Here is an 8,004-nt window from a genome sequence, read left to right as displayed (position 1 = left end):
CCTCGCGCCCACCGGCGCGAGGGGCCACGTCAACGGCCGACCGCCGTCCGCGAGTTGCTCAGTCCTCGTCGGCCACGCCGGCGGGCTGCCCGGGCGGGCTCGGGTACGTCGCGTCCTTGCCGACCGGCTTGGCGCCGGACGGGCAGACCTTGGGCGCCTTGGCCTTCAGGCCCAGCAGCCGGAAGTAGTTCTGGCCGAGCGCGATGTCCCGGAAGGCCTCGTCCCCGAGCGCGCGGTTGATCCGGCTGGTGACTTCCAACTCCTGCTCGTACACCGCGTAGTCCTTGTTCCGCGCCGCCACGAAGTCCGTCCCCGTGATCGCCCGGGTCGGGTGGCGGTCGAGGAAGGACGCGTACTTCTGCCGTACGCCGGGCAGGCTGAAGTACTGGTCCTCCAGCACCCGCCAGCTCAGGTCCACGGTCAGGTTGGGGTGCTGGTCGAGCAGCCGCTCCAGGATGCGGATGTGCTCGTCCGGGTCCATGTGGGAGAGCTCCTTCGAGAGGCCCATGTGCGCCCAGACGATCTTGTTGTCGGGGTACTGCGCGAGGATCTCCTCCATCAGGTGCAGGTACTTCGTCGGCTCGACGTCGTTGCCGAGGTCGGAGTGGAAGGTGACGGGGAGCCCCCGCTCGCGGAACACCTTCATGAACGGCGCCCAGTTCGGGATGTCCTCGCTGGTGGCCGGCTCGGCGAGGTTCGGGAACAGCGCCTGCTTGACGACGTTGACCTCGCCGGCCCAGCGGAACATCCCCGGGTACTCGCGGTCCAGCAGCTCGATCCCGGGCGGGACGGTCTCGGGGTGGTGCAGGTCCATGAACGTCATGGAGAGCGTGAGGTCCGGGTCGGTCGGCCGGAACTCGCGCAGGCTCTCGGCGTTGGCGAAATCGTTGCGCATCCTCGGCCGTACGGGCGTGCCGGGACAGTCGAGGTAGTACACGCAGTCGGAGTCGGCGGGCAGCACCTGCCCGATGCCGAACATGTTCGCGTAGCGGACCCCGCTCTTGCGCAGGTAGTCGGTCATCTCCTCGAAGGGGATCGCCGGTCCGCCGAAGGGCCGGAAGTGCAGGTGGCTGTCGACCACCGAGGTGTACGGCTCGACGGACCGCTCGAAGCAGGCCCGGGCCGCGAAGGCCTCTCCGGCCCCGGCCGGGGAGAGGACGACCGCCGTCGCGGTCGCGCCGACGACAGCGGCGGTGAACCGTCGACTGGTCCAGTGGCTCTTTCTCAAGGGGTTGCCTCCGGTGGCGAGCGGCCGGCGCCCGAGGCGCCGGCACAGGGGCTGGTGGTGCCACACAGAAGCGTCAGTGCTCGAACCATCGGCCGGTGCCGCCGCACACGGTGTCGACCCGACCGCCGCTCGAACGGGCGCACCGGTACGGCCATCGGGGTCGACCCCGCCCGGGCCGCCGGCCGGGCCCTCACCCCCGCCCTCGCCCGGGGCCTCGACCGAGCCGGCGGCCGGGGCGGTGTCTCGAGTGGCGAAGCACGGTGCACGAGGAGATGGTGACCGGCAGGGACCCCTCACCAGAAAGGGCGATCATGCCCGAAGTCACCACCCCGTACGCGACCGGCACCCCGTGTTGGGTCGACCTGATGGCCAAGGACCAGCAGGCCGCACTGGACTTCTACCGCGACCTCCTCGGCTGGCAGGGGCAGGCCGGCCCGGCCGAGTTCGGCGGCTACGCCGTCTGCACGCTCGACGGCAAGGCCGCGGCCGGCATCGGCCCGGCGTCGGCCCCCGAGGGGATGCCGGAGCCGCCCACCGTCTGGACCAGCTACCTCGCCAGCACCGACGCCCAGGCCACCCAGGACGCGATCGTCGCCGCCGGCGGCACCCTGCTCGTCCCGGTCATGGACGTCGGCGACCTGGGCCGGATGCTGATCGCCGCCGACCCGCAGGGCGCGGTGTTCGGCGTCTGGCAGCCGGGCGAGTTCTTCGGCGCCCAGGTCGTCAACGAGCCCGGCGCGCTGACCTGGAACGAACTGCACACCAGCGACATCCCGGCCGCCACCGGCTTCTACGGCGAGGCGTTCGGCATCGAGATCGAGCCGATGCCGGGCGTGGACTCGTACTGGGTGCTGCAGGTCGGCGGCAAGGCGGTGGGCGGCGCCACCCTGCTCGCCAACGACCCGCCCGGCACCCCGGCCCACTGGCTGACCTACTTCGCGGTCGACGACGTCGACTCCACCGTGGACGCCCTGGTCAAGCGCAACGGCACCGTCCTCGCCCCGCCCTTCGACATGATGGCCGGCCGGATGACCGTCGTCGCCGACCCTCAGGGCGCCCCCTTCGCCATGATCAAGCCCACGCCGGCCTGACGCCGCCCGTCTCCGCCCCGCCCGCCCGGATCCCGTCCGGGCGGGCGGTTCCGTGCTCCCACCCTCCGTCGGCCGTCAGTCGTCAGCCGTCCAGCTCCGCGAGGAAGTCCAGCGAGGCCGCCCAGGCCCGCTCGGCCGCGTCCTCGTCGTAGTCCGGCAGCGACGGGTCGGTGAACAGGTGCCCGGCGCCCCGGTAGCGGTGCACCTCCACCTCCGCCCCGGCCCGGCGCATCCGCAGGTACCAGGCGTTCAGCCAGTCCTCCGGCTCGAACGGGTCCGGCTCCGCGATGTGCAGCTGCACCGGGATCTCGGTGACCGCGTCCTCCCGCAGGTCCGAGGTGCCGTGCAGGAGCAGCAGCCCGCGCGCCTTCTCGTCGGCCAGCGCCAGGTTCTGCGCCACCGCGCCGCCGAGCGAGAAGCCGGCGTACACCAGCCCTCCCTCGGACACCGGCGCGGCCGCCGTCACCGCCCGGCGCAGCAGCTCGTCGCGGCCGCCGAGCTCCTCCTGGAACTCCTGCGCCTCCTCGACGGACTCGAAGGTCCGCCCGTCGAACAGGTCCGGCGTGTGCACGGCGTGCCCGGCGGCGCGCAGCCGCTCGGCGGCGGCGTGCACGGCGGGGCGCAGCCCGTAGGCGGAGTGGAAGAGGACGATCTGGGCCACGGTTCGGGTCCTTCACCAGGGAGGTCAGCTACCCACCCATGATCCCGCATCCCCCGCCGAACCCCGCGCCCCCGCCTCCGGCCCCACGTCCGCCCCGCCTCCGGCCCCACATCCGCCCCGTCTCCGGCCCCAGCCCCACGCCCGGCTACGACACCACGTCCTTGCGCGCGAACCCCCGGAACGCCAGCGCCAGCAGCACCACCGCGTACGAGAGCGACAGCGAGACGCCCTGCACCATGCCGCCCCACTCCAGCTGCGGCTGCAGGGCGTCCGCCCAGGAGTACTGCCAGTGCGCCGGCAGCCACTCCCGCAGGTCGCCGAGCGCGGTGACGGCGTCCAGCACCCCGGTGATGATCGAGGCGAACACCGCGCCGCCGACGGCGCCCAGCGGCGCGTCCGTCGCCGTGGAGAGCCAGAACGCCAGCGCCGCGATCACGATCTCGCTGAGGAACACGAAGGCCACCGCGATGGCGATCCTGGGCAGCGCCTGCCCGGCCGGCAGGCTGACCCCGGCGGGCAGCTTGAGGTCCCCCCAGCCGTACGCCGCGGTGCCGACGACCAGCCCGATCGCGGGCAGCATCACCACCGCCACCGCCGAGAACCCCAGCCCGACGGCGAACTTGCGGGCCAGCAGCCGGGCCCGGGGCACCGGCGCGGCCAGCAGGTAGCGCAGCGAGGACCAGCTGGCCTCGGAGGCGACGGTGTCCCCGCAGAACAGCGCGACCGGGATGACCAGCATGAAGCCGGTGCCGACGAACAGCATGGTGACGGCGAAGTTGGCCCCCGAGGCGGTGGCCAGCTCGATGAAGGTGGTCCGGTCCGGCCGGCCCGGGGTGCCGCCGAGCTGGAACGCGGCCAGGATGACGAACGGCATGGCGGCCAGCACCCCGCCGATCACCATCGTGCGGCGCCGGCGCAGCTGCCGCACCGCCTCCACCCGCAGCGGCAGCGTCCGGCCCGCCCGGTACCCCTCGGCGTGGTCCATCGACCCGACCCGGCCCTCCGGCTCCGTGTGGTCCTTCGTCACGGCACTCACGCTCCACCTCCGATCAACGACAGGAACGCGTCCTCCAGCCGCCGCTGCGGCCCGGCGCTCTCCACCGGCACCTCCAGCCGCACCAGTTCGGCCAGCAGCGCGCTGGCCGCCAGTCCGTCCAGCCGCACCAGCAGTCCGCCCTCGACGGCCTCCGCCGAGCCGACCCCGGCCAGCGCGGCCACCTTGTCGGCCACCGAGGCCGGGTCGTACGGGTCGGCGATGCCGATCATCAGCAGCTCGCCGGCGCCCACGATGTCCGCGACCGGGCCGGCCGTGACCAGCCGCCCGCGGTCCATCACCACCAGGTCCGTGCAGCTCTGCTCGACCTCGGACAGCAGGTGGCTCGACACGATCACGGTCCGCCCGCCGGCCGCGTACCGGATCATCACCTCGCGCATCTCCCGGATCTGCGGCGGGTCCAGCCCGTTGGTCGGCTCGTCCAGGATCAGCAGGTCCGGCATCCCGAGCATCGCCTGCGCGATCGCCAGCCGCTGCCGCATGCCCTGCGAGTACGTCCGCACCGCACGGTCCAGCGCCTCGCCGAGCCCGGCGATGGCCAGCGCCTCGTCGAAGCGCGCGTCGGCCTCCGGCCGTCCGGTCGCCTGCCAGTACAGCCGCAGGTTGGCCCGCCCGGTGAGGTGCGGGAGGAAGCCCGCTCCCTCCACGAACGCCCCGACCCGCGACAGCACCGGCGCGCCGGGCCGCACCAGGTGCCCGAAGATCCTGATCTCCCCGGCGTCCGGCCGGATCAGTCCCATCAGCATCCGCAGCGTGGTGGTCTTGCCGGCGCCGTTCGGCCCGAGCAGTCCGAGCACCTGCCCCTGCTCCACCCGGAAGCCCAGCTCCCGTACGGCGTAGCGGTCCTGGGCGCCCTTGTAGCGCTTGCTCAGCCCGCTGATCAGCAGCGGCACGGCGGCCAGCTCCGGGTCGAAGCCGGGCCCGGCGGCGGCCCGCCGGCGCCGCAGCCGCGGTGCCAGCAGCAGAGCCGCGGCCGCCAGGACGGCGATCACCGGCAGCAGCCAGGTCCGCGCGGGCAGTGGCGCCGCCTCGGTGACCAGCTCCTCGACGGTGGGCACGGTGAGCGCCCCGGCCGGCGCCACCCGGTAGGTGGCCGGCTCGACCGGCGAGGCGTACGCGAGGTCGGTGCTCGCCAGCACCAGCCGCACCCGGTGCCCGGCCGGGAAGGTGTGGTCCACGGTCGGCAGCGCCACCGTGACGGTCTGCCCGGCGTCCGCGCCGGTGACCCGCAGCGGGGCGGCCAGCTGCTGCGGCAGCACCGCCTTGCCGTCCGGGCCGACGTCGTACAGCTTCGCGAACAGCACCGCGTCCGGCCGGTCGGCCGTCACCCGCACCGGGACGGTCGGCTGTCCGGTCAGGTGCAGCGGCGAGTCCAGCGGCGCCGAGTCGAAGGCGGCGTTCTGCCCGGGGAAGTCCAGGGAGAGCCCGGCGCCCAGCGAGGCGGCCTGGCTGAGCGCGCCGACGCCGGGCAGTGTCGAGATGCCGGGCGGCGCGCCGCCGGGCGGGTTGGCGAGGGTCTGCTCGCCGCCGGCCAGTTCGACGGTCCGCGAGCCGGTCCCGCCCAGGCCCGGGTACCGGTCGGCGGTGGCCCCGCGCAGCACGGCCTGGAAGCCGGTCGAGTCGACCCCGCCGGTGCGGGTGACCCGGAAGTCGGCGCCGGTGTCGTTGCCGCGGCCCTTCAGGTAGTGGTCGAACCAGGCGGTGACCCGGTCGTCGACCCGGGCGCTGGTGTCCGTCCCGCCGTCGTGGCCGCCGGCGAACCAGTCGACCGCCACGGGTGCGCCGTTGGCGGCCACCGCCTTGGCGATCCGGTCGCCCTGGTCCAGCGGGAACAGCGAGTCCTGCTGCCCCTGCACCACCAGCGTCGGCGCCTTGAGCTGCGCCGCCACCGAGGACGGGCTGGAGCGGTCCAGCAGCGCGACGGCCTCCGGGTCGGCGTGCCCGGCGGTGGCGACCCGGTCGTACATCTGGCAGAGCGACTCCAGGAACCGCCCGCAGCCGACCGGCCCGTCCGCCTTCGGCCCGGGGCCGCCGCTCTCCCGCGGCGCCTCCCCGGAGGGCCCGAGGTCCCCGGCCGAGCCGGTGGTGAAGAAGATCCCGGCCCACAGCTTCTTGAACACGCCGTCCGCCGCGCCCGAGCCCTGCACGCCCTGCGGGAACAGCGCGTCGGCCAGGTTCCACCAGGTGATCTGGGTGGCCACGGCGTCGATCCGGTGGTCGTACGCGGAGGCCAGCAGCGAGACCGCCCCGCCGTACGAGGCGCCGGTGATGCCGACCTTCGGGTCGCCGGGCCCGTCCAGCTGCACCTCGGGCCGCTGGGCCAGCCAGTCCACCAGGTGCTTGACGTCCTCGACCTCGCGGTCGGGCGCGTTCAGGCCGATCTTCCCGCCCGAGTGCCCGAAGCCGCGCGCCGACCAGGTCAGCACCGCGTACCCCTGCCGGGCCAGCTGCTCGGCGCGCTGCCGCTCGCCCTCCTTGGAGCCGCCGAAGCCGTGGGCGAGCAGCACCGCCGGGCGCGGACCGCCGCCGGTGGTGAAGAAGGAGGTGTCCAGCTGGACCTGCTGGGCGCTGCCGGGTGTCTCCGGCATGCTGAGGAAACGGTCCTCCTGACGGACCGCCTGCTCACCGCCGGACGCCACCGTCGCGGTGCCGGCCGCGGCCACGGCCGCCAGGGCCACCGCCCCGGCCAGCAGCCTGTGTCTGACCGTTGTTCCCCGGGCGCGCCAGCGACGCCATGCCCCACCGAACTCCATGGCCGCTGATCGTATCCGCCGTCCGGGTAGGCGTCCGATAAAGGCACCCCCTGGAAGCACCGCCCGGGGTGTCACCCGAGCCCCGCACCCGTTACGTCCGCTTCGCCCCACTGTGCCCGGGTATCGTACGGCGCATGCTCCGGCCGCTGCTCTCGCTGCTCGCCACCGTCGCCGCCACCCTGGCGATCGGCTGGATCGTCGACCAGGCCCTCCAGCGGATCGCCGCCCGCCAACCGTCGGCACCGGTCTGGCCGCTCCTGCGCCGCTGCCGGATCCCGCTCCAGCTCGCCGTCGTGTCGGCCCTGCTGCTCGCCGCCAAGCCGCTCCAGCGGATCTTCCACCTGAAGCACGACGACGGCGCCCAGCACCTGCTCCTGCTGCTCCTGCTCGCCTCGCTGGGCTGGCTCACCGTCCGCGTGGTGGCCGCCGTCCTGGAGGCCCTGCTCAGCCGGTACGAGAGCCGCGTCGACGACCCGGCCCGGGTCCAGCGGGTGCGCACCCAGATCAGCATGCTGCGCCGGGCGGCCGACGCGCTGATCGTCGTGGTCACGGTGGCCGTGATGCTGCTGACCTTCTCCGCCATGCGCACCATCGGCGCCAGCCTGCTCGCCTCGGCGGGCATCATCGGCATCGTGGCCGGCATCGCCGCCCAGAGCACCCTGGGCAACTTCTTCGCCGGCCTCCAGATCGCCTTCGGCGACACCGTCCGGATCGGCGACACCGTCGTGGTGGACGGCCAGCAGGGCACCGTCGAGGAGATCACCCTCAGCTACCTGGTCGTCCGGCTCTGGGACTACCGCCGGCTGATCGTCCCGGTCTCGTACTTCGTCAACAAGCCCTTCGAGAACTGGACCCGCCGCGACCCCGGCCTGCTCGCCGCCGTCCTGCTCCACCTCGACCACACCACCCGGGTGGACGAGCTGCGCACCACCCTGCGCGCCCGCCTCGACCGGCACCCGCTCTGGGACGGCGGCGAGTGGGCCCTCGACGTCACCGACACCACCCCCAGCACCATCGTCGTCCGCGCCACCATGACCGCCCGCACCCCCGACGACGCCGCCCGGCTCCGCTTCGACATCCGCGAGCAGCTCATCGCCCACCTGCGCGACGAGCACCCCCACGCGCTCCCCCGCCTCCGCACCACCGACACCTGACCGGCGCCCGGCCCCGCCGGCGAAGCCCCGAAAAGCGGAGTTCCCCGCGCCCCGGACAGGGGC

General features: G+C 74.0%; 6 protein-coding genes. 2 read left to right on the top strand and 4 right to left on the bottom strand.

Features of this window, described 5'->3' with window-relative positions; genetic code table 11:
• Positions 1-58: 58 nt before the first annotated feature.
• The gene (locus ACFU7Z_RS31605; RefSeq protein WP_063780040.1) at positions 59-1,228 is read right to left on the bottom strand and encodes an amidohydrolase family protein; all 1,170 of its coding nucleotides are present in this window, start codon (positions 1,226-1,228) and stop codon (positions 59-61) included.
• A 311-nt stretch (positions 1,229-1,539) separates the two neighbouring features.
• Here ACFU7Z_RS31605 and ACFU7Z_RS31600 point away from each other — a divergent pair, with 311 nt between their 5' ends.
• A complete protein-coding gene (locus tag ACFU7Z_RS31600) occupies positions 1,540-2,319 on the top strand; it encodes a VOC family protein (RefSeq protein WP_049649537.1) in 780 nt (259 codons plus the stop codon).
• A gap of 82 nt (positions 2,320-2,401) precedes the next feature.
• On the opposite strand, the gene ACFU7Z_RS31595 is transcribed toward ACFU7Z_RS31600, so the two are convergent.
• From ACFU7Z_RS31595 to ACFU7Z_RS31585, 3 genes are all read right to left on the bottom strand, one after another.
• Entirely contained in the window at positions 2,402-2,980 is a 579-nt protein-coding gene (locus ACFU7Z_RS31595) for a dienelactone hydrolase family protein (RefSeq protein ID WP_380781252.1), read from the bottom strand.
• Between the two features lie 145 nt (positions 2,981-3,125).
• The gene (locus tag ACFU7Z_RS31590; protein ID WP_049649556.1) at positions 3,126-3,965 is read right to left on the bottom strand and encodes an ABC transporter permease; all 840 of its coding nucleotides are present in this window, start codon (positions 3,963-3,965) and stop codon (positions 3,126-3,128) included.
• A 47-nt stretch (positions 3,966-4,012) separates the two neighbouring features.
• Positions 4,013-6,787, bottom strand: coding sequence for an alpha/beta fold hydrolase (locus ACFU7Z_RS31585; RefSeq protein ID WP_380781250.1), 2,775 nt, complete (start codon positions 6,785-6,787; stop codon positions 4,013-4,015).
• A 134-nt stretch (positions 6,788-6,921) separates the two neighbouring features.
• Between ACFU7Z_RS31585 and ACFU7Z_RS31580 the strand changes: the two genes are divergently transcribed.
• Positions 6,922-7,941, top strand: a complete 1,020-nt coding sequence (locus ACFU7Z_RS31580) for a mechanosensitive ion channel family protein (protein ID WP_049649534.1) — start codon at positions 6,922-6,924, stop codon at positions 7,939-7,941.
• Positions 7,942-8,004: the final 63 nt, after the last annotated feature.

The sequence above is a fragment of the Kitasatospora sp. NPDC057518 genome (assembly GCF_042802075.1).
GTDB lineage: Bacteria > Actinomycetota > Actinomycetes > Streptomycetales > Streptomycetaceae > Kitasatospora.
The sequence above is the reverse complement of the archived record's forward strand: the minus strand, read 5'-3'. Positions and strand labels throughout refer to the sequence as shown.